The organism is Kordia sp., assembly GCF_050633145.1.
Taxonomy (GTDB): domain Bacteria; phylum Bacteroidota; class Bacteroidia; order Flavobacteriales; family Flavobacteriaceae; genus Kordia.
This window is the reverse complement of the sequence record NZ_JBOEFY010000040.1, coordinates 139,919-162,217: the sequence shown is the minus strand read 5'-3', so window position 1 is coordinate 162,217 and position 22,299 is coordinate 139,919. Positions and strand designations below refer to the sequence as shown.

Annotated in this window: 24 protein-coding genes; all 24 read left to right on the top strand. The window is 33.1% G+C overall.

The window, feature by feature from the left end; genetic code table 11:
* The gene (locus tag ACRBBL_RS18755) at positions 1-4,584 is read left to right on the top strand and encodes an amino acid adenylation domain-containing protein (protein ID WP_431370617.1); all 4,584 of its coding nucleotides are present in this window, start codon (positions 1-3) and stop codon (positions 4,582-4,584) included.
* An 84-nt stretch (positions 4,585-4,668) separates the two neighbouring features.
* On the top strand, positions 4,669-7,065 hold the full coding sequence (locus ACRBBL_RS18750) for a TonB-dependent receptor domain-containing protein (RefSeq protein WP_431370616.1): 2,397 nt from the start codon (positions 4,669-4,671) through the stop codon (positions 7,063-7,065).
* Between the two features lie 29 nt (positions 7,066-7,094).
* Positions 7,095-7,841: a thioesterase II family protein gene (locus ACRBBL_RS18745; RefSeq protein WP_431370615.1), complete on the top strand. Its 747-nt coding sequence runs from the start codon at positions 7,095-7,097 to the stop codon at positions 7,839-7,841.
* A gap of 151 nt (positions 7,842-7,992) precedes the next feature.
* Complete coding sequence (locus tag ACRBBL_RS18740; RefSeq protein ID WP_431370614.1) at positions 7,993-8,382, top strand: hypothetical protein; 390 nt, start codon at positions 7,993-7,995, stop codon at positions 8,380-8,382.
* Between the two features lie 34 nt (positions 8,383-8,416).
* The gene (locus ACRBBL_RS18735; RefSeq protein WP_431370613.1) at positions 8,417-10,048 is read left to right on the top strand and encodes a cyclic peptide export ABC transporter; all 1,632 of its coding nucleotides are present in this window, start codon (positions 8,417-8,419) and stop codon (positions 10,046-10,048) included.
* A 20-nt stretch (positions 10,049-10,068) separates the two neighbouring features.
* Positions 10,069-10,845 (top strand): GIN domain-containing protein, encoded by a 777-nt coding sequence (locus ACRBBL_RS18730; protein ID WP_431370612.1) that lies wholly within the window; start codon positions 10,069-10,071, stop codon positions 10,843-10,845.
* Positions 10,846-10,993: 148 nt separating this feature from the next.
* Entirely contained in the window at positions 10,994-11,161 is a 168-nt protein-coding gene (locus tag ACRBBL_RS18725) for a hypothetical protein (RefSeq protein WP_431370611.1), read from the top strand.
* Between the two features lie 30 nt (positions 11,162-11,191).
* Complete coding sequence (locus tag ACRBBL_RS18720) at positions 11,192-11,320, top strand: hypothetical protein (protein ID WP_431370610.1); 129 nt, start codon at positions 11,192-11,194, stop codon at positions 11,318-11,320.
* A gap of 23 nt (positions 11,321-11,343) precedes the next feature.
* Positions 11,344-11,502 carry a hypothetical protein gene (locus ACRBBL_RS18715; protein WP_431370609.1) on the top strand — a complete coding sequence of 53 codons (159 nt, stop codon included), beginning with the start codon at positions 11,344-11,346 and terminating at the stop codon, positions 11,500-11,502.
* 20 nt (positions 11,503-11,522) lie between these two features.
* Positions 11,523-11,681, top strand: coding sequence for a hypothetical protein (locus ACRBBL_RS18710; protein ID WP_431370608.1), 159 nt, complete (start codon positions 11,523-11,525; stop codon positions 11,679-11,681).
* Positions 11,682-11,700: 19 nt separating this feature from the next.
* Positions 11,701-11,859, top strand: coding sequence for a hypothetical protein (locus ACRBBL_RS18705; RefSeq protein ID WP_431370607.1), 159 nt, complete (start codon positions 11,701-11,703; stop codon positions 11,857-11,859).
* A gap of 26 nt (positions 11,860-11,885) precedes the next feature.
* Positions 11,886-12,047 (top strand): hypothetical protein, encoded by a 162-nt coding sequence (locus ACRBBL_RS18700; RefSeq protein WP_431370606.1) that lies wholly within the window; start codon positions 11,886-11,888, stop codon positions 12,045-12,047.
* A 41-nt stretch (positions 12,048-12,088) separates the two neighbouring features.
* On the top strand, positions 12,089-12,274 hold the full coding sequence (locus ACRBBL_RS18695) for a hypothetical protein (RefSeq protein ID WP_431370605.1): 186 nt from the start codon (positions 12,089-12,091) through the stop codon (positions 12,272-12,274).
* 100 nt (positions 12,275-12,374) lie between these two features.
* Positions 12,375-12,578: a hypothetical protein gene (locus ACRBBL_RS18690; RefSeq protein WP_431370604.1), complete on the top strand. Its 204-nt coding sequence runs from the start codon at positions 12,375-12,377 to the stop codon at positions 12,576-12,578.
* 20 nt (positions 12,579-12,598) lie between these two features.
* Positions 12,599-12,784 carry a hypothetical protein gene (locus tag ACRBBL_RS18685; RefSeq protein ID WP_431370603.1) on the top strand — a complete coding sequence of 62 codons (186 nt, stop codon included), beginning with the start codon at positions 12,599-12,601 and terminating at the stop codon, positions 12,782-12,784.
* 21 nt (positions 12,785-12,805) lie between these two features.
* The gene (locus tag ACRBBL_RS18680; RefSeq protein WP_431370602.1) at positions 12,806-12,955 is read left to right on the top strand and encodes a hypothetical protein; all 150 of its coding nucleotides are present in this window, start codon (positions 12,806-12,808) and stop codon (positions 12,953-12,955) included.
* Between the two features lie 248 nt (positions 12,956-13,203).
* Complete coding sequence (locus tag ACRBBL_RS18675; protein WP_431370601.1) at positions 13,204-13,368, top strand: hypothetical protein; 165 nt, start codon at positions 13,204-13,206, stop codon at positions 13,366-13,368.
* 18 nt (positions 13,369-13,386) lie between these two features.
* Positions 13,387-13,584 carry a hypothetical protein gene (locus ACRBBL_RS18670; protein WP_431370600.1) on the top strand — a complete coding sequence of 66 codons (198 nt, stop codon included), beginning with the start codon at positions 13,387-13,389 and terminating at the stop codon, positions 13,582-13,584.
* Positions 13,585-13,601: 17 nt separating this feature from the next.
* On the top strand, positions 13,602-13,868 hold the full coding sequence (locus tag ACRBBL_RS18665; protein WP_431370599.1) for a hypothetical protein: 267 nt from the start codon (positions 13,602-13,604) through the stop codon (positions 13,866-13,868).
* Positions 13,869-13,925: 57 nt separating this feature from the next.
* Positions 13,926-14,096 carry a hypothetical protein gene (locus ACRBBL_RS18660; protein WP_431370598.1) on the top strand — a complete coding sequence of 57 codons (171 nt, stop codon included), beginning with the start codon at positions 13,926-13,928 and terminating at the stop codon, positions 14,094-14,096.
* Positions 14,097-14,158: 62 nt separating this feature from the next.
* On the top strand, positions 14,159-14,311 hold the full coding sequence (locus ACRBBL_RS18655; RefSeq protein WP_431370597.1) for a hypothetical protein: 153 nt from the start codon (positions 14,159-14,161) through the stop codon (positions 14,309-14,311).
* Positions 14,312-14,370: 59 nt separating this feature from the next.
* Entirely contained in the window at positions 14,371-18,807 is a 4,437-nt protein-coding gene (locus ACRBBL_RS18650) for an amino acid adenylation domain-containing protein (RefSeq protein WP_431370596.1), read from the top strand.
* Positions 18,808-18,835: 28 nt separating this feature from the next.
* Positions 18,836-20,788, top strand: coding sequence for an alpha/beta fold hydrolase (locus ACRBBL_RS18645; RefSeq protein ID WP_431370595.1), 1,953 nt, complete (start codon positions 18,836-18,838; stop codon positions 20,786-20,788).
* A gap of 101 nt (positions 20,789-20,889) precedes the next feature.
* Positions 20,890-22,281: a hypothetical protein gene (locus tag ACRBBL_RS18640; RefSeq protein ID WP_431370594.1), complete on the top strand. Its 1,392-nt coding sequence runs from the start codon at positions 20,890-20,892 to the stop codon at positions 22,279-22,281.
* Positions 22,282-22,299: the final 18 nt, after the last annotated feature.

Sequence of the window (22,299 nt, the reverse complement as noted above, 5' to 3'; positions counted from 1 at the left end):
ATGGTTCAAACAATATTACATACACTCAAAACACTCAATGTTAAAATTGATGTAGTTGATGAACGTTTAGACGTAAAAGCTCCGAAAGGAGCTCTTACGCCTACGTTAATTGAAGATATAAAATCTCATAAACAAGCGTTAATCGACTTCATTAAAGAACACAAAGCAGTAAGTGCAGATACATACGAAATGATACAACCTGTTGAAAAACAAGTACATTATCCTTTATCTTCTGCACAAAGACGTTTATGGATTCTTAGTCAATTTGAAAAAGAATCTATTGCGTACAACATGCCGCAGTATCGTGAGTTTTCAGAAGATATAAATATTGAAAACTTTGAAAAAGCAATTTTTCAAACTATTGAAAGACATGAAATTTTACGAACGGTTTTTGGTGAGAGTGAAACAGGTGAAGTACGACAATTTATACGTACTATTGACGAACTTAACTTTACAATAGATCATCAAGATTATTCAACGCTATCAAATAAAAAAGAAGTAGCTGCGTATTATATAAATACGGACGCTGCCAAACCTTTTGATCTCAAAAATGGACCGTTGCTCAGAATAGCTATTTTAAAAATGGCTAAAAACAAAAGCATCTTTTATTTCAATATGCACCACATTATATGTGATGGTTGGTCAATGAATGTCCTAACAAATGATGTAACGCACTTTTATCAAGCATTACAAACGGAAATAACGCCAATGTTAGATCCGCTGGAAATTCAATACAAAGACTTTGCAAATTGGCAACAAGAAGGCTTGGAAAGTAACCAACAAAAAGCTGCTGCAAACTATTGGAAACAACAATTTTTGGGTGAATTACCTGTATTAGAATTGCCAACACAAAAAAAGCGTCCTTTATTAAAAACTAGTAGTGGAAAAACATTTATAACGTACATTGATGCAGCTACAACAAAAGCTTTAAAAAGTTTTAGTACAAAGCATGAAGGAAGCCTTTTTATGGGATTGCTAACTGCGATGAACACACTCTTTTATAGATACACATCGCAAGACGATTTTATCATTGGTAGTCCATCCGCAGGAAGAGAACATGTACAATTAGAAAATCAAATAGGATTTTACTTAAATACCATTGCGTTACGAAATAAAGTAGCTGCTACAGATTCTTTTAGCTCACTATTCTCGAAAGTACGAAACACCACTTTTAATGCGTACAAACACCAACAATATCCTTTTGATCAATTGGTGGAAGAATTAAAGTTAAAAAGAGACAACAGTCGCAACCCAATATTTGATGTCATGTTGTTATTGCAAAATTTCAACGAAAACACAACAGAGGTTACCATTGAAAATCCAGAAGAAATAAAAATACAAGGAACTGGATTTTGCAAATATGACTTCCTATTTACATTTCAAGAAATAGGTGAGTACTTATCAATGGAAGTAAACTTTAATACAGATGTTTATGAAGATGAATTGATTCATGATTTTATAAAACACTTCAAAAACGTACTTTCTGAAGCATTAAAAGCACCAGAAACGGCAATTGGGAAACTAGCATTTATCTCTAAAGAAGAAAAATCAACATTACTAAATACATTCAATGCAACCAACACTTCAGATGTTGCTTCTATGAAAACACTCGTAGAATCCTTTGAAGCACAAGCGAAAAAAACACCGAACAACATTGCTATTGAATATGAAAACAAAACATATACCTACCAACAACTAAATCAACTTAGCAATCAATTTGCAAGATTCATTCAAGAAACGTATGACATTAAAACGGGAGACATTGTTGGTATTCGTTTGGAACGTTCAGGAGCTTATTTAGTATATCTATTAGGAATCTTAAAAACAAGAGCTTGTTGTGCTCCAATTAATAGCAAGATTCCTTTAGAAAAATTAGCACACATTACTAAAAACACCAGTTGTGTACTAACAGAAACTGAACTTGAAAAATTTTATTCGGAACAATCAAAATTTGACACAGCAAACCTAAATGAAACCTACAGTTTAGATGACTTAGCATACATTGTATACACTTCCGGATCAACAGGAGTTCCAAAAGGATGTATGTTACAACACAAAGGAATTGTAAATCATATTCACAGTAAAATTGAATTACTTGAGCTAGATAAAAACACTACAATATGTCATACCTCAAAAATGTATTTTGTTGGTGGAATTTGGCAACTGTGGACACCTTTATTCCTTGGCGGGAAAGTACTCTTAACAACCATGTCGGAATTGCAAAACATTCCATCATTAATTGACAAAGCTGTAGCAAATAAGGTTGACGTGTTAGAAGTAATTCCGTCACAACTTAATGCATTATTCGCCATAAAAGAAGAAACAAAATTAAAAGCATTTAGAAAAATCATTCTAACGGGAGAAAAACTCACCGTAAGTTATGTGAACAAATTTTTTGACATTCATCCAACAATCGAACTTATAAATACGTACGGACAATCAGAATGTTCTGATGTTACCACGTATTTTCAGATGAATTCTAAAATAGAACAAGGAAAAATTCAAATAGGAAAGCCTATCAGAAACACAAAAATGTATGTGTTAGACGACAACAAAGAACTATGTCCAATTGGTGTAGTAGGAGAGTTGTGCACTTCTGGTGTTGGTGTGAGTCCTGGTTATTTAAACCAACCAGAATTAACAGCAAAAAGCTTTGTTGCAAATCCGATTCATACAGAAGAACGCTTATACAAAACAGGCGATTTAGGAAGGTGGCTTCCTGACGGAAATCTTGAAATACTTGGACGAAAAGATCATCAAATCAGTATCAGAGGATACCGAATTGAAATGGGAGAGATTGAAAGTACACTTCAAAAATATGAAAATGTACGTAGAGCCGTAGTTCAAGCAAAAGAATTAAAAGAAGGAGAAACATCATTAATTGCCTATTTAGAAACCAATGAAACATTTAGTTTGCCAGAATTGCGTTCCTATCTTAAAGCACGCTTGCAAGAATACATGTTGCCATCGTATTTCATTGTATTGGATGAATTACCGTTGACACCAAATGGTAAAATTGATAAAAAATCATTACCACATCCAAGTACGGTAACCTTACAAACAGGAAATACATTTATAGCACCTAAAACGGCTGTAGAAAAACAAGTAGTAGCAATTGTCAAAGAAATCTTGGAAGTAGACAAAGTAAGTGTCAAAGATGGATTTTACGATTTGGGAGGCGATTCCATAAAGCTTATTCAATTATTACACGAACTTAAAAAACGAGGATATAACATACGTCCAGAACTTGTATTACAAGCAACCGACATTGAGGAAATTGCAACGGAATTAGAAAAAGTAGGCATTACAAATATAACAAACGATACAGCTAATTTCTGTATTGATATTACTGCTGATACGCTGATTGAGATTTCAGAAAATCAAAAACACATGATGCACTATAAAGACTCACAAGCAATTGTTGGTCCTTTTGTATTGCCACAAGATGTCGATGAAATTTTAGTACAAGAAGTAGAATACTTTTTAAATTATTTTCCTGAATTGCATATTGAATTCATAGAAAAAGACGGAAAAATATATCAGCGAAAAAGCACAGATAAAACTGTAAAAATTGACACAGTTTTTAAACAAGCTAATATCACCAATGACGTATTAGAAACATGGCAAGAAGAAATATCATTACAAGAATTTGATATTATAAACGAAGCTCCCATACGCTTGCATATTTTAAAAGATAGCACAAGCGGACGAACGTGGTTTTGTTTAGCTATCAGTCATGTACTTGCAGATTTACATACAGCATTGGTAATGCACGAAGTACTAAATACCTACATATTTAAACGTACAATAGGCAAAAAAGAAGAAGCATATTCAAGTTTGCACTATGCAAAATGGCAACAACAATTTTTGGAAACAGATACAGCAAAAGTTTCTAGAGATTTTTGGACAACATTCCTAACAGGAAACACAACAAAAATCACAAACAAAGAAACGGAAAATGAAGCTGCGTATGCTTCTGAAACATATACCATATTGGATGCCGATTTCAACGAAATTAAAGCGTATGCAAATCGTATAAAAGTACCAATATCTGTTGTCTTTATGGCTTACCATGAATACGTAATGGAGCAACTTTATGAGGAAAACATTCCGATGCAGTTAATGCTTGTAAATGGTCGTGAGCGCGAAACAAACGGCTTCGATAGTTCTAAAGTTTTAGGAGTTATCAATAATGTATTGCCAATGCCGCTACGAAAAAATAAAAACAGTTCATTTTCAGAACGTTGTCTTGATATGCAATTAAAATACATCAAAGCACGACAACATCAAGGAATTCCGTATGAGACTATTCGTACAGACTTTATAGAAAAAAGTAGTGTCGATATTGATCTACTACCCAAAAGTGTAGTCAACTTTCAGCAATTACCTGGTACTTTTACAGAGTTAAATAATCAATTAGTACAAAGGAAAATAATAAGAATGAACAGAAACCTAAATTTTGACATTACATGCAGAACCAAACAAAATGGAGTACAAATAGAACTCTTGAGCACATTGAGCAAGCTAGAAAAGCTGAAAAATGCAGCGCTGACGCCAAAAGACATACTTAAATTCTCAATATAAAATAAAAATCAAACAGGAATTAAGTATGAGAATAGGTATGATTTTCGGAAATAAATTTCAACACAATACACAAAAAAAACAATCATGAAAAAAACAGTTTTTAACACACAAGCAAACTTGATATGGTTCTTTATCATGCTGCCATTTGCCTTACTTGCCCAAGTAGAGTTAAGCGGTAATGTTAAAGATGAAACAGGTCCGTTACCTTTTGCAAATGTTGTAATTAAGGACGCTTCTGGAACAATAGTTACAGGTGCAATATCTGACGAAAACGGAGCTTTCAAAATAAAAGTAGACAAAGGAACTTATACCGTAGTGGTTAGTTTTATTGGAAGCAAAGATTGGACAAAACAAGTCACATTAAATGAAGATACTTCTTTAGGAGAAGTTACACTAGGAGCAGATAAATTGGCAACAGTAGTTGTTGTAGCCAGAAAAAAACTCATTGAATATAAACCAGATAGACTTGTGTTAAATGTAGAAAATAATATTTCTGCAGCAGGAGGAAACGCCATCAACGCTTTAAGTGTTGCGCCAGGAGTTATTATTCAAAACAACGACATTAGTATGTTGGGGAAAGGAGCTTCACGTGTAATGGTAGATGATCGTCTGATAGAGTTATCGGGAGCCGAATTGGTTAATTATCTAAATTCAATTGCTGCTGATGACATTAAAAGTATTGAAGTAATTACAAATCCTCCAGCAAAATATGATGCAGCTGGTGAAGGTGGATTGATCAATATTATCATGAAAAAAGGAAAAAGAGATTCATGGAGAAACTCTTCAACATTAAGTTATGATCAAAACACATTCAGCTTTTTTACTTTACGAAACAACTTCTTCTATAACAAAAATAAATTCAGATTCACCTTAAGTGCTAATGCAGTTACAGGAGACATGCGTAATAAAGCAGATTTAGATATTTCCTTTACGGATGGACCTTTGATACTGAAAGGAGATGAGAAGCAACAAAGAGATGATCTTAGTGGTCGAATTACAATGGATTATGACATTAGTGATAATGTTACCGTAGGTATTCAATACCAAGGAAATTCAAGTGATCCAGACAGACATTATCAAAACATTACCACAAAATTTGATAATAGTAATACTGTAGAATCACTTATTGTTAATGATGGTGATGCAGATTTAAAACGAGCAAGTCACTCTTTAAATGCACATTTAGAATCTACCTTAGATACTTTAGGAAGACGTTTATTCTTCGATATAGATTACTTTAATTACGATGCTGATACAGACAACAGATTTGTTGCAAATAACTTTTCGGGTACAGGAACATTCTTAGGAATTGATCAGGCAGCACGAAACATTTCTAATCAAGAAATTAACAACGTAAGTGTACGTGCAGATATGGAGCATCCTACTAAATTTGCAAACTTTTCATACGGTGCAAAATACAGTACAATTAATACAGACAGTGGGATTGAGTTCTTTGATGAAACTTCTGGAACTCCAGTATTTGATACCAATCAATCAAACGTATTTGAATACGAAGAAAATAACCAAGCAGTATACATTAGTGCCGCTAAAAATTTAAGTGACAAATGGAGCATGCAACTTGGTTTACGATTTGAAGCAACGCAAACAACAGGGTTTTCACAAACATTAAATCAGACAAACGATAACGATTATTCGAAGTTCTTTCCAACGTTTTACTTAAGTTATGTAAAAGATGACAAAAACACATTTTACTTTAACTATGGAAAACGAATCAATCGTCCAAGTTTCTCAAACTTAAATCCTTTTAGAACATATATAAACAGTACAAGTTATTCTGAAGGAAATCCGTTCTTACAACCATCATTTACAGATAACTTTGAATTTAGTTATACATACAAAAGAAAATGGCGTACGTATGCATTCTTAAACATTTTATCTGATGGATACGGTGTTGTTTTCAACGCAGACGAAGCGGCTAACAATCAAGTAATAACGCGTCAAAACTATTATGACGAATATTTCTACGGAATTGGAGAAAGCTATTCAACAAGTATAACATCGTGGTGGCAAAGTCAAAATGCAATATATCTTTTAGGATCTGACAGTGATTTTGATAATACAATCTCAGCAAGTCCTCAAAACGGATTGCAATTTTATGCAACATCAAACAATAGTTTCTCTTTAGGAGAACGTACAAAAATGCAGCTTGACTATGTATATAGCTCATCTCATAAAAGAGGCTTATACGAATTTGGACAAACATCAGGATTAAATATTTCATTCAGACAAAGTTTCTTAAACAAAAAATTAAATGCATCTGTTCTTATAAATGATGTATTCAATACTAATTTCTTAAGAGATTATACATCTGTAGTAAACAATATTAGACAAGTATACAACGAAAATAGTAGTAGTCGATTTGTACGTTTCTCACTAACGTATAACTTCGGAAACGACGATATCAATGTAAGAAAACCAAGCTTTGGTAATAACGAAGAACAAAACAGAAGTAAACAATAAACAATTTTCATAATTAATATATAAGTAAGATGCAGAAGAGCAAAGTACAGTTGTTTTTACTACACTTTGCCGGAGGAAGCAGATACTCTTTTGATTTTTTAAAAGAGTATCTGCTTTATGAAGTGGAATTTATTCCGCTTGAACTCCCTGGCAGAGGGAAAAGATTTGGAGAAACACTTATAAGAGATAAAGAAATCGCAATACGCGATTATTGTAAACAAATAAAATCATTAAGAAATAGTAGCAAACCATATATTATTTATGGGCATAGTATGGGCGCAACATTGGGAATTTCTGTTGCAAGCTTTATGCAAAAAATAGGAGATGAACCCGAAGCTTTAATTTTATCAGGAAATTCTGGTCCAGGTACACTTCCTATAGATAATGATGGGAACAACATTCCTAAGAAAATGCGATACCTAATGAATGCAATCGATTTTAAAAACGAATTGATTGAATTGGGCGGCGCACCGGAAGAAGTACTCAACAACAAAGAAATTTACGAGTTTTTTGATCCAATATTAAGAGCAGACTTTGAAGTCTTGGAAAAAGAAACAACCTATACCGAAGAAGATATTAGGATTAATGTACCTATTCATGCCTTAATGGGCACGGAAGAAAAAACATCGAATCAAATTACAAATTGGCAACGATTTACCACTGAAAAAATTCAGTATTCAATATTAGAAGGGAATCACTTTTTTATTCACAATCATGTGGAAAAACTTTCCGAAGTGATTACAGATTACACAAGAGTTAAAGCGCTACAGCTTTAATACACACACAAACACAAACATCATTTACAACCGAAACTAGTTTGCATCTTTTCTGAAGATGTGAACATACCTGCTTTATACCTATTACTTATGAAATAGCATATAGCATGTTGCGCTTTTTTATTAACGAACACATTTAAAACAAACCAAGATGAATTATACAAGTATCAATACTCAAGCCATTCCAGAAGTAATTTACGACATCAAAAATACGCATGTGTATTTACTAGAATCAAAAACTGCTGTGCGTTATGATGATGAACTAGACTTTGTAACGATCAATAAAACAAAACTTTCCGAATCATTGTCTATACGATTCAAATATACTCTGGGGAGTTTAAACTTCTTATTTGAAGAAGTATCACAAAAAATACAAGACATTAATGAAAAAAATAAACTACAAGATCAAATCGTCAATCTATTTGAAAGTCTGCAACGAGAATTAGGAGTCATTCAGTCAGAAAACCATGTAGAACGACTCATTGATTTTCTCAACAAAGAGAAATTAAAAATCAAAACAAGAATTCCAAATTACCTATAAAAAATAAACGAAAACAATTTAAAAATTAGAAAACATGTTTAACATTAAACCAAAAAACATTATTTACATAGTTTTATATGCGCTACCAAATACTGTATTGAGTTTTAGTATTGTATATATCATAAATAATGTACTTTCAGGAAAACCATCGTTTCTCAAAGCACACATGGGAATTGTCTTTGTAGCCTTGGTTGTATATACATATTTATTAAATATCGTATTCCAAAAATGGCTCAATAAATTTTCATTCGACATTCTTTACAGCAATGAGAAAAAAATATTCAATCAAATTTTAAAAGCGCCAATGCTAAGTTTGGAAAAGTTTGGTCCTAAACGCTTTCTTACAGCAGTAGAAGATTTAAGAACATTTTCAACCTTACCATATACGGTAACACATACAGTAAACTCAGTATTAATGTTAATACTATGTTTGGTATACATGTTTACCTTATCGGCAGCATCTGCACTTATCGTCATAGGATTAATTTTATGCGTAGCAGCTTGTTACTTCTTGGTTGTAAACTCTATGTCAAAACAAGTAGCAACCTTACGAGAATACAACGAACATTATTACCAATATGTTGGTGATGTTATGGACGGATTTAAAGAGTTGAAAATTAACTTTTTCAGAAGAGAAAACTTAATGAACAAATTCTTAGCGCCCAACCGTGACAAAGCAAAAGATTTAGACTTTAAAATCAATTATATATTCTTGTCAATCAATTTAATAAGTCAATACGGTTTGTACTTTGTAATTGCTGTAGTCTTGTTTTTATTACCAGCATTAAACTTATTGCCTAGAGCAGACGTAATTTCGTATGTAGTAATCATCATGTTTATTTCTGGACCTATAAACAACCTGATTAACTTACAGCAAATGTATACACGATTCATGGTGGCTAATATGCGAATTAAAAATTTCTTACGAGATTTTAAATTATTAGATAACTATGACAACATGGAACCAAATGAAGTAAATACGTTTGAATCTTTAAGTTTTAAAGATGTACATTTTAACTATGATGAAGATCCTGAATCTGACTCGTTTGCCTTAGGACCAATTAATCTTGAGATAAACAAAGGAGAAGTTGTATTTGTTGTAGGTGGAAATGGTTCTGGGAAAAGTACCTTTATCAACACGCTAACAGGAATTTATACACCATCAAAAGGAGAAGTAGTTTTAAATGGTGTATCTGGAAATATAAAAGGGAAATTACAAAACATGATTTCTGCGGTATTTACAGACAATCACATCTTTACACATAACTATGACAATTATAAACTGGAAGAAAATGCAATTTATAATGAATGGTTAAAAATTATGGAAATGGATAAGGTTGTGGCAGATGATAGTGAACAATCGGTAAGACGTAATTTCTCTAAAGGACAAAGTAAACGTATATCGCTCATCTTTGCTATGTTGGAAGACAAGCCTTTATTAATTTTAGACGAATGGGCAGCCGATCAAGATCCACACTTTAGAAAATTCTTCTATGAAGAACTCATTCCAAAATTTAGAGAAGCAGGAAAAACAGTTGTTGCAGTAACGCATGATGATGCATATTTCCACAGTGCAGATCGTATTATCAAATTTGACTATGGAAAAATAGTAAAAGATGTAAAAGTGATGAGCAAAAAAGAATTAACAGAAACACTTTGGATATAACTTAAAACACATACGAGATCATGAAAAAAAGTAAAAAAAGAAAACTTCAAAAAAAGATGAATACAGGTACAGAATTACCATCTATTCTTTTTTTTAGTTTCAAAAATGATACATTAGAACAATCTAAAACAATTGCTGTAAATCATTTTGATAAAGTAGTGGTAAGTCCACACATTCAAGCTGTATTTAAACAAGGCGATCAAGAATCGATTACCATCGAAGAACTTACTATTTCATCTGAAAAAATGAATGTTGAAGTAAGTGACAATGTATTAAAAGTATTCTTACATAAAGCTGAAGCTGAAGTAAGCATGGACGATGATCAGTCTGTAAATTGGGAAGATAATTCAATATACAGTGGTACCATTGCAAAAATTGTTATTACCTATAAAGATCTTGGGAAACTAGCATTAGTAGGTGAAGAAAAATTCACTTTCGTAGATAAAATTCAACAAAAAGACATCAAACTAAAACTGATAGGAAAAACGAAGATTTACATCAAAGATGCTGAAATTGAAAATCTGGATATTACTTCCTTTGGGAAAAACTATGTAGATGTCAGTTCAGGAAAAACTCAACATCAAAACATAACGGTTTTTGGTGAAGACGAACTAAATCTTATCAATGTTGAAAACGAAGTTACTCAGATAAAATCGTTAGGTAATGGAAAATTGAAACTTAATGTATCCAAAAAATTGAAAGTAACTAGTTTAGGAAATGCACACATTATGTACAAAGGTGATGCAAAGGTTTCCAAAGGGATCATGTTAGGGAATTCAAAAGTAGAAAAGCTATAAAATCACAGTAGCAAATTCTGCTACAATAATTCACACAGACAATTTAGGAGGTTAATCGTAACTATCTGTAATTAAGTATTTTAAATATTTTTTATTACAGATAGCTGGGATTCCTATGTCTAATTTTAACTAACAAACACAACTATTTATGAAGAAACAAACAAACAGATTGTCTTTTAAAAGACAAGTTATTTCAACCTTAAATGCTGCAAGCATACGAGGAGGATTAAAAAGAGCAACACAAAGCGATCAAGCGCATACGGGATGTCAAACCAACTGTACTGCTTATGATTGTTCAATGTCGCAAAAACAATAATTATAAACCCATAAAAACACACAACTATCTATGAAAACCACACCATTTAAACCATTAAAAATTAGAAGAAGCACAATCTCAAACTTGCAAGTTGCAAGTGTAGAAGCAGCAAAAAGTTGGGGACACTCATGCTTTACGTCACTTAAAAATCAACTATAAACATAACAATCAAAACGAAAATTATGAAAAAAAGAAAATCATTAAGAACAATTCAATTTAACAAAGAAAAAATTTCTCAGTTAGATAATTTCAATGGCGGACGTGCTGATAATTCATATCCAATATGCCATAGTGATATATGTACTCCTAATTTAACTCGCTTATGCCCAGACAAGACATAATTAATAACAACCAAAAAAACATGAAAAATAAAAGATCCAGAAAATTAGATTTGAAAAGAGGTGTCATTTCTAATCTAGAGAGAATTAATGGAGGTTTAAAACAACAGCCATCAGGAACAGGAGATACTGTTTTATGCGTTAGCAGACCACCATACTGTACATCACCACAAGAATCATAATCATTTAAAAATAGAAATCATGAAAAAAAGAAAATCAGTAAACAATTTAGAGCTTAGAAAAGGAACCGTTTCAAACTTCAATGAAGTCAAAGGAGGTTTAGACAGTATTGGAGGACCATCAGTAGATGTTTGCACAAGTAAATTTCCATTATGTCCAAAAGAAGATAAAAAACGATAAATAATTAACCATCAAAAAATTAAATCATGAAAACAAAATCAATAAACAAATTAAGCTTAAAAAGAGCAACAGTATCAAACTTAGAGAATGTAAATGGTGGATTGGCATCTCCAGTAAAGGAAGCACAATCTATAGAAAATACAACTTGTATGAGTATGTCAGCATGTGATACATATCGCGCTAACTAAAAAACAATTAACTATAGATTAACCATCAAGAACAGAAAATCATGAAAAACAACAGAAATAGAAGATCATTAGATCTTAATAAAAAAGCCATATCAAGACTTAATGAAGAAACCGTAAGCGGCGGAAGAGCAGAATGCTCTATTCTAGTTCGTAATACAGAATTTTGTCGCTCAAAACTTCATGATTGCCCGCCAGAACAACCACAAGATCCTGAAGAAGATAATTAGCATGCTAAAACTTCCTTGAGAATTTACTCTTTATGGAAGTCCAAAATTCTTTATAAAACAACCTAACATACACAACAGGAAACCATTAAACTAGAAAATCATGAAAAACAACAGAAACGATAGAAGTAACAGAAACACAAGATCATTAGATCTTAACAAAAAGTCAATATCAAGACTTAATGAAGAAACTGTAAAAGGAGGAAGAGCAGAATGCTCTGTATTAGTTCGCGATACTGAAATTTGCATTACTCGCGATGAAATGTGCCCAACTCGAAATGAAGATTGTGAACTAGCAGGAAGCTAGACCATCAAAATAGAAGCATCATGAAAAGTAATAGAAAAAACAGAAAACGTAAGAATAGAAGATCGTTAGACCTAAATAAAAAATCTGTATCAGCACTTAATCAAGAAGCTGTATATGGAGGTGTAGACACGGCAATTAGTTTCAGATGCCATAGTAGAGATTACTGCATAACAGGTAAGACCGTTTGCGAAAAAGAAGAACTATAAATCATCAAAATTTTTAAACCTATGAAAAAAAGAAAATCAAAAGAACTAAAGATTAACAAAAGCAAGATTGCAAACTTATTAGAAATCAAAGGAGGTCTTGCAAATGCAGCAAGAAGCTGGGAATTCTCATGTTTTTCAGATCATGGAGTAACCTGTGGTAAAGAATCCTAGATGAATACAATTCTTATTCGGCTTTAGACTTCCATAAAACAACAATTTTTATGGAAGTCTAATCTTTTTTAATCAACATTATAAATCATTAGCTAACCATAAAAAAAAGGAAATCATGGAAAATAACAGAAATAATAAGAACGATAGATATAGTAGACACAACCTTCCTCATAGAAACGGTAACGGGAGAAAAAGGAAACAAGAACTAGAAATGAAAGAACAAAAACAATAATCAAAAATAGAAAATCATGAAAAAAAATAGAAGTACTAGATCATTAGATCTTAATAAAAAATCTGTATCAAGACTGAATAGGGAAACCGTAAAAGGAGGCGCTGAAAATACAAAAGATACATGTCGTAGAAGTGTTTGTGTAACATGTCATACAGGTGACTGGACAATAAAAAGTGAATAAACATTAAAACAAAAAGTCATGAAAAAAAATAGAAACAACAGAAGAGATCAAAGTAACAGATCATTAAACCTTAATAAAAAGTCAGTATCAAGACTTAATGAAGAAACCGTAAAAGGAGGAAGAGCAGAATGCTCTCTAATACTCGAACAGACAGAAGTCTGTATCACAAAAGAAGCGCCTTGCCCAACTTATAATGCACTATGTGAAGAAAATTAATAAATATCAAGACTTCCTTGAAAATACACACTTCAAGGAAGTTTAAAACACTTTTACAACAACACAACAATACAACAACACACACACATTCAAACACACACACAACAGAAAACCATCAAAAATTAGAAATCATGAAAAGAAGATCATTAAAAAGATTAAATCATAAAAAGGCAACAGTATCAAACTTGAAAAGTATTAAATGTGGGTTAAGAGCAGATTCTTCAATGCCAGTTATTCTAGCACATTTACATAACGACATGCGATTAAATGCAGTAGGCATGTAAACTATCACACACAACACAACTCACACACACATAGAAAACCATCAAAAATTAGAAATCATGAAAAAAAGATCATTAGAAAAATTGAGCATTAGAAAAGTAAATATTTCAAGTTTAGATATCAGAAAAGGCGGATTAGCAAACAACACTCACTTTGTTGAAGCTTGTAATCAAAATTCAACACATTGCCACACCAATTTGTCACTTTGTAATGCTTGCAAAATAAAGTAAATCATTCAAAAAGAATTTCTTTCAAATATTCAACACAACAACCAATCACAACTACATGAATCATGAAAAATGAGACAGTAACGAGCATGCAACTTTCTAAAGCTACTATTGCAGATTTAACACAGCTGCAAGGAGGAACCGTAAGAAGTTGGAGCTCTCTTGTATTGCAAGCACTAAAGCAGCAAACACTACAAAAGCCAGAAATGATTAAATAATTTCTGCGTGACTTTCTAACGGACTCAACAGTAATGAGCCTTTAAACCAATTAGTTATTATGAAACTTACACTTCCACAACAGGATATATACTTTGAACAACTATTATATCCTAACGAACCTATATATAATATTGGAGCAAATATTCGTATTGAAGGAAACATCAACTACGATATACTAAACCAAGCATACATAGCACTCATCAACCAAAATGATGCCTACAGAAGCATATTAAAAGGAGACTTACTATCTACAGAAATAGAAATACTTCCTAGTTATAATACGCCTTTAGAATGTATTGACTTTTCCGCAGAAGCACACGCAACTAAACGCGCTAAGGAGTACATGCAGAACGATTTTAAAGTAGCTTTTGACATTACTGCTAAAAGCGTATTATTTAAATTTGTATTGATAAAAGTTGCCGAAACTACGTATCACTTATACTCAAAGTATCATCATATTATAGTAGATGGTTGGGGAACTTCGGTAATGTTTCAGCGTTTGGTGAAAAACTACAATGAATTAATGGCGTCTGGAGAAATCATTTCTGAATATCCATACAGCTATGAAGAATTTGTTGAAAACGATGCAGCATACCAAACATCTGAAGCGTATGAAAACGACAAAGCATATTGGACAGAAAAATTTAACACCTTACCAAATGCACTTTTCAATAGAAAAAATCCTTCGGTACACAGCAACATAAGCGATCGTAAAACATTGGTCTTAAAACGTTCTTTGTACAATACGTTGACAGATGTCTCTAAAGCATGCAAAGCAACAACATTGCATACTATTTTAGCGGCGCTAAATGTATACTTTGCTCGCAAGCATCAAAACAATGATATAGTTATTGGATTGCCTGTACTAAACAGATCGTCAGCAAAATTCAAAAGAACAGTTGGACTCTTCATGGGAATTTCTGCTTTACGCATGGAACTCGATTTAGAAGATACTTTCGAAACATTCGTACAACAAGTACGTCAACAATTACGACAAGACTATCGCTATCAGCGTTTTCCTTTGGGGAAATTGGTACAAGAATTAGACTTATTCCACGAAAAAGAAGGATTATTCAACATCACACTTTCGTATGAAAAGCAAAACTATGCGGATCACTTTGCAAACACAGCAACGGAAGTAATTCCAATGACACACGGAGCAGAACGTGTTGCGCTGGCATTATACATTAGAGAATTTGATGATACAGCAGATGTAAAAATTGATTTCGATTACAACACAAACTATTTCGATGAAACAGAAATCACACAAGTAGTTGCGCATGTAGAAACACTTTTACACAACATCATTGCAGATCCAACGGAAAAATTAGCAAGCTATACGTACCTTTCTCAAGAAGAACAAGCACAATTAGCAGCGTTTAATGACACAAAAACCGCATTATCGAAAAGTGATACAGTACTAAACGTATTTTCTGAAAATACCTCAACATACACACACAAAATTGCAGTACAAGATGCTGTAACATCATATACATACAATGCTTTAGAAATAAAATCTAATGCAATTGCACAAGCAATACAACAACAATTTGGAACAATAGATAAAGCGCCAATTGCTGTATTAATGGATCGCTCAGCAGATTTAGTAGCGGTTTTATTAGGAATTATGAAATCGGGTAGCGCGTACATTCCGTTAGATCCTTCTTTTCCAAAAGAACGACTACAATACATAATAGAACATAGCAACGTAAGCGGAATTATAGGAGATGCAGCGTACAAAGAATTACTAAACGCTTCATCAACATTCATTGACGCAAAAGAATTACTCGCAGCAAAAAACACAGGTGAAGTTTTAAAAGAAATAACACCACAAGATTCAGCATACATCATATACACATCAGGATCAACAGGAAACCCAAAAGGTGTTGAAATAGGGCACAAGTCATTATTCAACTTCCTATCAAGTATGATTCAGCGTCCTGAAATTAAAAACACAGATACTTTATTCTCTGTAACAACTATTTCGTTCGACATTTCGATCTTAGAATTATTTGCACCATTACTAGCAGGAGCAACTTTACACGTTGCAAGCAAAGAAACACTAAGCAATCCTTCGGAAATCATGAACGCATTACAAAAAGTAAAACCGAGCGTATTACAAGCAACGCCAAGTTTTTACCAAATGTTATTCAATGATGGTTGGCAAGGAGACAAAGCACTCAAAATATTATGCGGAGGTGATGTATTAGGAAAATCACTCGCACAAAAACTAGTAGATACCTGCAATAGTTTATGGAACATGTACGGGCCAACAGAAACAACGATTTGGTCAAGTGTAAAACGTATTGAAAAAGCAGCAGACGCTTCTAATATTGGAACGCCAATTTACAATACTGAATTCTTCATCTTGGATGATGCGTTACAACTATTACCAATTGGTTCGGAAGGAACTATATACATTGGCGGTGACGGATTGGCAAAAGGATATTATAAAAATGAAGCCTTAACGGAAGAACGTTTCATAGAAAATCCATATAACAAAAACGCACGCTTGTACAATACAGGCGACTTAGGAAAATGGACCAAAGATGGCGAAATTGAATTCTTAGGAAGAAATGATTTCCAAGTAAAAATTAGAGGTTTCCGTATTGAGCTAGGTGATATAGAAACAAAACTAAACGCAATAGACGCTGTAAAAGATGCCGTAGTTGTAAAGAAAATACAAAATGAAGAAGCTGTTTTAGTTGCCTATACGATGATGGCAAATGAAGAAAGCTTTGATGCAAAAGCACTTACGGAAGCATTGAAAGAGCGACTTCCTGCATATATGATTCCAAATGCAATCATTCCTGTAGATAGCTTTCCATTGACGCCGAATAAGAAAGTAGATCGAAAAGCATTATCAAACAGAGATTTAAAAATTGCAGGAGCATCACAAATAGTTAGCAAACCTGCAAATGCAACAGAACAAAAACTGTATCAATTCTTTAAAGAAATACTAAAAACAGATGAAGATTTTAGTTTGGACAGTAGTTTCTTTATGCTAGGCGGACACTCACTAAATGCAGTTCGATTGATCGGATTGATCGAAAGAGAATTTGAACATCGCTTAACACTTAGAGATATGTTTGATTATCCAGATGTAATCTCTTTGGCAAATCAACTTGAAACTAGAGAATTGATAGAAAAGCAAGTCATCAATCTTGCAGATAAAAAAGAATACTATCCAGTAACGTTTCCACAATATGCAATTTGGTTGGCATCGCTTCAAGCATCAAAATCAATTGCGTATAACATGTTTTCAACGTATGAAGTTCAAGGAACAATCGATGTAAACATTATTCAAGAAGCGTTTAAAGGTTTAGTAAACAAATTTGAAATACTACGTACCAACTTTGTAGAACACAACGGAAACGCGTATCAAAAAATAAAAGCGTTTGAAGCTGTAGCATTCAAGGTAGATGAAGTAGAAACAACATCAGACAAATTTGATGAAACATTAAAAAGCTATACAAATACAGAATTTGATTTAGCAAATGACCTGCTCATCAAAATTGCAGTATTCAAAACAGAAGGAGAACTTGATCGATTGGTATTCTCAACACATCACGTCATTATGGATGGATGGTCGTTAGAATTAATGATTCAAGAAACAACCGATCGTTACCGAGCTATTTTAGTTGATAAAGCCTATGAAGACGAAGCATTAACGTTTCAATTCAAAGACTTTGTAGAATGGCAAAACAAAAAAGAAGAAGACAACTTAGAAAAAAACACAGAATTCTGGAGCGAATATATTGAAGGATATCAATGGAAACAATTAGTTCCGTACGATAATCAATTCGCAGAAACAAGCTACCAAGGAGAATTTTACCAATTCAAATGGGAACGTTCCTTCTTTGATGCATTGAACGATGTAGCAATACAAAACAAAGTAACGCTACATACATTACTCATGGGAACATTTAACACCTTACTATACAAAATGTATGGTCAGGATGATTTGTGTGTTGGAACAATTAACTCAGGAAGAACATTCTCAGAATTAAACAGACACTTAGGAATGTTTGTAAAAACACTTCCATTGCGAACACAAATTACACCAGAAACATCGTATGCTGAATTCTTGCAACTAACGCATGAAAATTTAATGAATGTGGATTCGCATCAAGATGTACCAGAAACAGTATTAAACACACTGCGTTTTGAAGCAATTTTAGTATTACAGAATCAATCGTTCAACTATGGAGAAATTGAAATCTCAGACAAATTAAAACTGGTTTCAAAACCCGCAATTGCAGAATTCAACAGGCTTCCAATGTTAATTGATTTCTCAGCAGACAAAAACTACTTGCACGGTTGCATCTTATATGATGTAAGTAAGTATCACAGAGAAACACTAGAAATATTAATATTAAAATTTGAAAAATTACTACAACAAGTACTTCAAAATGTACAAGCGCCAATTCATGAACTTGATATCAGCTTAGACTTTGAACAACAAGAAGTAGTAGACATTGACTTTAATTTTTAACAACAATTCAATAGAAAATCATATTATCATGAATACTAAAACAAAATTAATCATCACATTATTTACATTCTTCATTGCAACAATTTTCAACAGTGTATACGCACAAGATGTAAAATTTGAAACAACAGATTCTTTTTACGGACATGTTGAATCATTAAAAGAAGAAAACATTACATGGGCAGTTTTAACCGTTCCTGAAAATTGGGACATACCTAAAGAGCGAAAAGTTAAACTTGCAGTCTCAGTCCTAAAAAATAAATCGGGAATAGAAAATGCAGAAGCAGTTGTATTTGTTCAAGGCGGACCAGGTGAAAAAAGTGTAGAAAATCTTTGGTCTTGGTTAGATCATCCTTTGCGTGAAACGAAAGACATTGTACTATTCGACATCAGAGGAACAGGACTTTCAAAACCACGATTATGTGAAAACTTAGGAGAAGAATTCTTCAAAATACTAGCAAAAGATCAATCGGCAGCAGAAGATGAACAACAAAAAGTTGCTGCAGTATTAGACTGTAAAGAAGATCTTATAAATAGAGGAATTGACACAGACGCATACAACAGTGTATCTATTGCCAAAGACATTCACGCATTAAAAGAATCATTATCATACAAAAAATGGAATGTTTACGGAGTTTCTTATGGGACGTATATGTCGCAAGTATATGCAAGCATGTTTCCAGAAGACATCAATTCGTTAATCTTAGACTCTTCCATCTCAGACATCAAAGAATACTATGCAAACAATACTAGTAACTATATACAAAGTTTATCAAAAGTATTTGAAGCGTGTAAAAATGATCCTGACTGTAATGCAGCATATCCAAACATTGAAGATATGTACTATGAAGTAATTGCTGACTTAGAGAAAAATCCACTAACGGTACCTGTATCAAAAGATTATCTTGAAAGTGGAAGCTTTACATTCAACGCAGAAGACTTCAAAATTGCCATTCAGCAATCATTGTATAACAAACAAATGGTAGAAGTATTACCATTACTAATCAGCGAATTTAGCAAACGCAATGCAACGGTATTAGGAAACTTAATTCCTTCATTCTCTGGTATGTTGGCAATGGATTTTGGAATGTATTTCTGTGTAAGCTGTAACGAAACCTTACCAAACAATAGTATACAAGCTTTTGAAAAAGATGCTGCACAATACAGTAAGCTATCTGGCGGATTGGCATTTTATAAATCAGATTTCAAAGTATGTGAATCATGGAAAAAAGCGCCAGCAGATTCTTTAGTTGTACATCAAGACTTATCAAACTTAAAAGATGCGGCATATCCAGTACTCGTATTTGCAGGTGCGTATGATCCAATTACGCCAGCATCAAACGGAAGAGCAATTGTTCAAAAATTTAAAAACGGATACAAAGTAGAAGCAAGTGCATACGGACACGTACCAAGTGTTTCCGACATAGGTGATAAGGTTGTAGCAAACTTCATCAATGATCCGTCAAAAGCACCACGAGCAGATATCTTTGAGAGCGACTCAAAAGTGACAATGGTTCAAGGAATCACAACAAATAAAGGAGTTGCAAACATGGGAACCATGCTTAGTCAACTTGATCCAATGTTACTATTACCAATACTATTAGCCATTGGCTTAATGATTTCGTTCATAGTAGCACACTGCATTCGATTGGTAAAGCAAAAACAAATGAGACTATCAGACAAAGTAATTCGTATTCTAAATGTTGTGACTTCTACTTTAGGAGTTATCACTTTCGTGGGATTAGTCTTTGCTTTATTAGATACCTCAGGAACAAACATGTTCGCCTTAGCGTTCGGTTTACCAGATCGTTACAACTATCTATTTACAATCATGTTAGTCTTTATTGTACTACTAGCAGTTTCAATAATTTATTTCTTCTTCAGTCTAAGAAAACTAAAAGACAGAAGTGTGCTATTGTCAGTACTATTCTCTAACATATTAATTGCTACATATTTCTTTTACTGGGAAGTATTTACATTTTAAACATGTTCTTATAACGAACTCATCTTGCTTTCTAACTTTTTTAAAGCACAAAAGTTAAGATGAGTTCTACAACTCACAGATTAACAATCAAACTATACACAATGAAAAACACAATTTTATTTGATAGCTATGATAGTTTTATGAAAGAAGAAAAACTAGATCTATCCTATCGCTTAAATCCAGATAACGAACTTGTACCAGAATTTTTTAGAGACTTCAAATATCCAATATCATCTTGGCCAATTATATTGCCAGAACGCTTGACAGATGAATTGGAGCGCGTAAGTATCAGAATTCCGCAACTCTTAAACAAAGTACCAGAACTATATTTTAAAAATGATGCCAAACGCATTGCAGATTTTTTCTTTCAAGGGGACGAACAAATTGCAGAATTCTTCATCATGTGTGTGCAAAAAGAAACGCCCGTAAGTTGTCGACTAGACCTTACATACACAACAGATGGTTTTAAAGTATTAGAAGCAAACATTGGTTCTGCTATTGGCGGATTGGAGTTTCAACATTTTGAACCTTTAATGGAACATACACATAATGAACTTAACGGAACAAAAGGTTTTGAATACAAGACGCGACAAACACAAAACTACTATATGAAGTTTATTGTAGATGAAATTGGAGAAGTTGGCGATCAGGTAAATGTATTTCTAGTAGGAAAAGAAGATGCAGATGAAACTTGGAAAGAAATTGAACGAAAATTCTATAACAATTTACTAACCGATGAATTAGCAGGAAGTAATAAAAAAGGCGATGTATTTATTGATACTATCGAATCATTGAAATTTAAAAACAATGCCTTGTATTACAACGATACCGTAATACATAGTGTATTGATATTAGATACAGGTCTTAAAAAAATGACTCCCGATTTATTCAGAGCATTGCTTATGGATACGGTATACTTTCCAGATCACTTAGGAAACATGTTCATAGGAGACAAACGATGTTTAGGTTTACTAAGACACTTAGCAGAAGACAAAGCTTTCAGTCAAGAAGACAACGAACTCATATTAAGAAATGTTCCTTGGACAGAAATTGTAGAAGATGCAGCTGTTGTTTACAAAGGAAAATCGCAAGCATTACTACCAATGCTTCAACAAGATAAAGATGGATTTGTAGTGAAAGTAGCTGATGGAATGCAAGGAAACGATGTATACATTGGTAAATACTTAACACAAGAAGAATGGGAGGAAGCAATTGCAAAAGCAGTAGCACATGGAAAATACATTGCACAAGAATTTAGTGATTCCATGGACTTACTTGCTCCCGACGATACGAACCAATGGTCACCTCACAAACTTATTTGGGGTTCATTTGGTTTTGGAAACTCATACGGAGGTGTATGGGTACGAATGTCAGCGCTAAAAAATACTTCTGGAGTTATTAATTCGGCAAAAGGAGCAGTAGAAGCGATTGTATATGAATCGCATCCAAAAGCAATAGTACAGCAAGCAAAAGCGCAAGTACTTACCATTTAGGTAAATGTAACTAACTAC

Bases quoted from the DNA above. Each gene is read 5' to 3' on its own strand.
- ACRBBL_RS18745 (WP_431370615.1), top strand. From the start codon at position 7,095: ATGCAGAAGAGCAAAGTACAGTTGTTTTTACTACACTTTGCCGGAGGA.
- ACRBBL_RS18710 (WP_431370608.1), top strand. From the start codon at position 11,523: ATGAAAAATAAAAGATCCAGAAAATTAGATTTGAAAAGAGGTGTCATT.
- ACRBBL_RS18740 (WP_431370614.1), top strand. From the start codon at position 7,993: ATGAATTATACAAGTATCAATACTCAAGCCATTCCAGAAGTAATTTAC.
- ACRBBL_RS18660 (WP_431370598.1), top strand. From the start codon at position 13,926: ATGAAAAAAAGATCATTAGAAAAATTGAGCATTAGAAAAGTAAATATT.
- ACRBBL_RS18675 (WP_431370601.1), top strand. From the start codon at position 13,204: ATGAAAAAAAATAGAAGTACTAGATCATTAGATCTTAATAAAAAATCT.
- ACRBBL_RS18670 (WP_431370600.1), top strand. From the start codon at position 13,387: ATGAAAAAAAATAGAAACAACAGAAGAGATCAAAGTAACAGATCATTA.
- ACRBBL_RS18655 (WP_431370597.1), top strand. From the start codon at position 14,159: ATGAAAAATGAGACAGTAACGAGCATGCAACTTTCTAAAGCTACTATT.
- ACRBBL_RS18650 (WP_431370596.1), top strand. From the start codon at position 14,371: ATGAAACTTACACTTCCACAACAGGATATATACTTTGAACAACTATTA.
- ACRBBL_RS18730 (WP_431370612.1), top strand. From the start codon at position 10,069: ATGAAAAAAAGTAAAAAAAGAAAACTTCAAAAAAAGATGAATACAGGT.
- ACRBBL_RS18735 (WP_431370613.1), top strand. From the start codon at position 8,417: ATGTTTAACATTAAACCAAAAAACATTATTTACATAGTTTTATATGCG.
- ACRBBL_RS18750 (WP_431370616.1), top strand. From the start codon at position 4,669: ATGAAAAAAACAGTTTTTAACACACAAGCAAACTTGATATGGTTCTTT.
- ACRBBL_RS18715 (WP_431370609.1), top strand. From the start codon at position 11,344: ATGAAAAAAAGAAAATCATTAAGAACAATTCAATTTAACAAAGAAAAA.
- ACRBBL_RS18720 (WP_431370610.1), top strand. From the start codon at position 11,192: ATGAAAACCACACCATTTAAACCATTAAAAATTAGAAGAAGCACAATC.
- ACRBBL_RS18685 (WP_431370603.1), top strand. From the start codon at position 12,599: ATGAAAAGTAATAGAAAAAACAGAAAACGTAAGAATAGAAGATCGTTA.
- ACRBBL_RS18645 (WP_431370595.1), top strand. From the start codon at position 18,836: ATGAATACTAAAACAAAATTAATCATCACATTATTTACATTCTTCATT.
- ACRBBL_RS18695 (WP_431370605.1), top strand. From the start codon at position 12,089: ATGAAAAACAACAGAAATAGAAGATCATTAGATCTTAATAAAAAAGCC.
- ACRBBL_RS18680 (WP_431370602.1), top strand. From the start codon at position 12,806: ATGAAAAAAAGAAAATCAAAAGAACTAAAGATTAACAAAAGCAAGATT.
- ACRBBL_RS18640 (WP_431370594.1), top strand. From the start codon at position 20,890: ATGAAAAACACAATTTTATTTGATAGCTATGATAGTTTTATGAAAGAA.
- ACRBBL_RS18700 (WP_431370606.1), top strand. From the start codon at position 11,886: ATGAAAACAAAATCAATAAACAAATTAAGCTTAAAAAGAGCAACAGTA.
- ACRBBL_RS18725 (WP_431370611.1), top strand. From the start codon at position 10,994: ATGAAGAAACAAACAAACAGATTGTCTTTTAAAAGACAAGTTATTTCA.
- ACRBBL_RS18690 (WP_431370604.1), top strand. From the start codon at position 12,375: ATGAAAAACAACAGAAACGATAGAAGTAACAGAAACACAAGATCATTA.
- ACRBBL_RS18705 (WP_431370607.1), top strand. From the start codon at position 11,701: ATGAAAAAAAGAAAATCAGTAAACAATTTAGAGCTTAGAAAAGGAACC.
- ACRBBL_RS18755 (WP_431370617.1), top strand. From the start codon at position 1: ATGGTTCAAACAATATTACATACACTCAAAACACTCAATGTTAAAATT.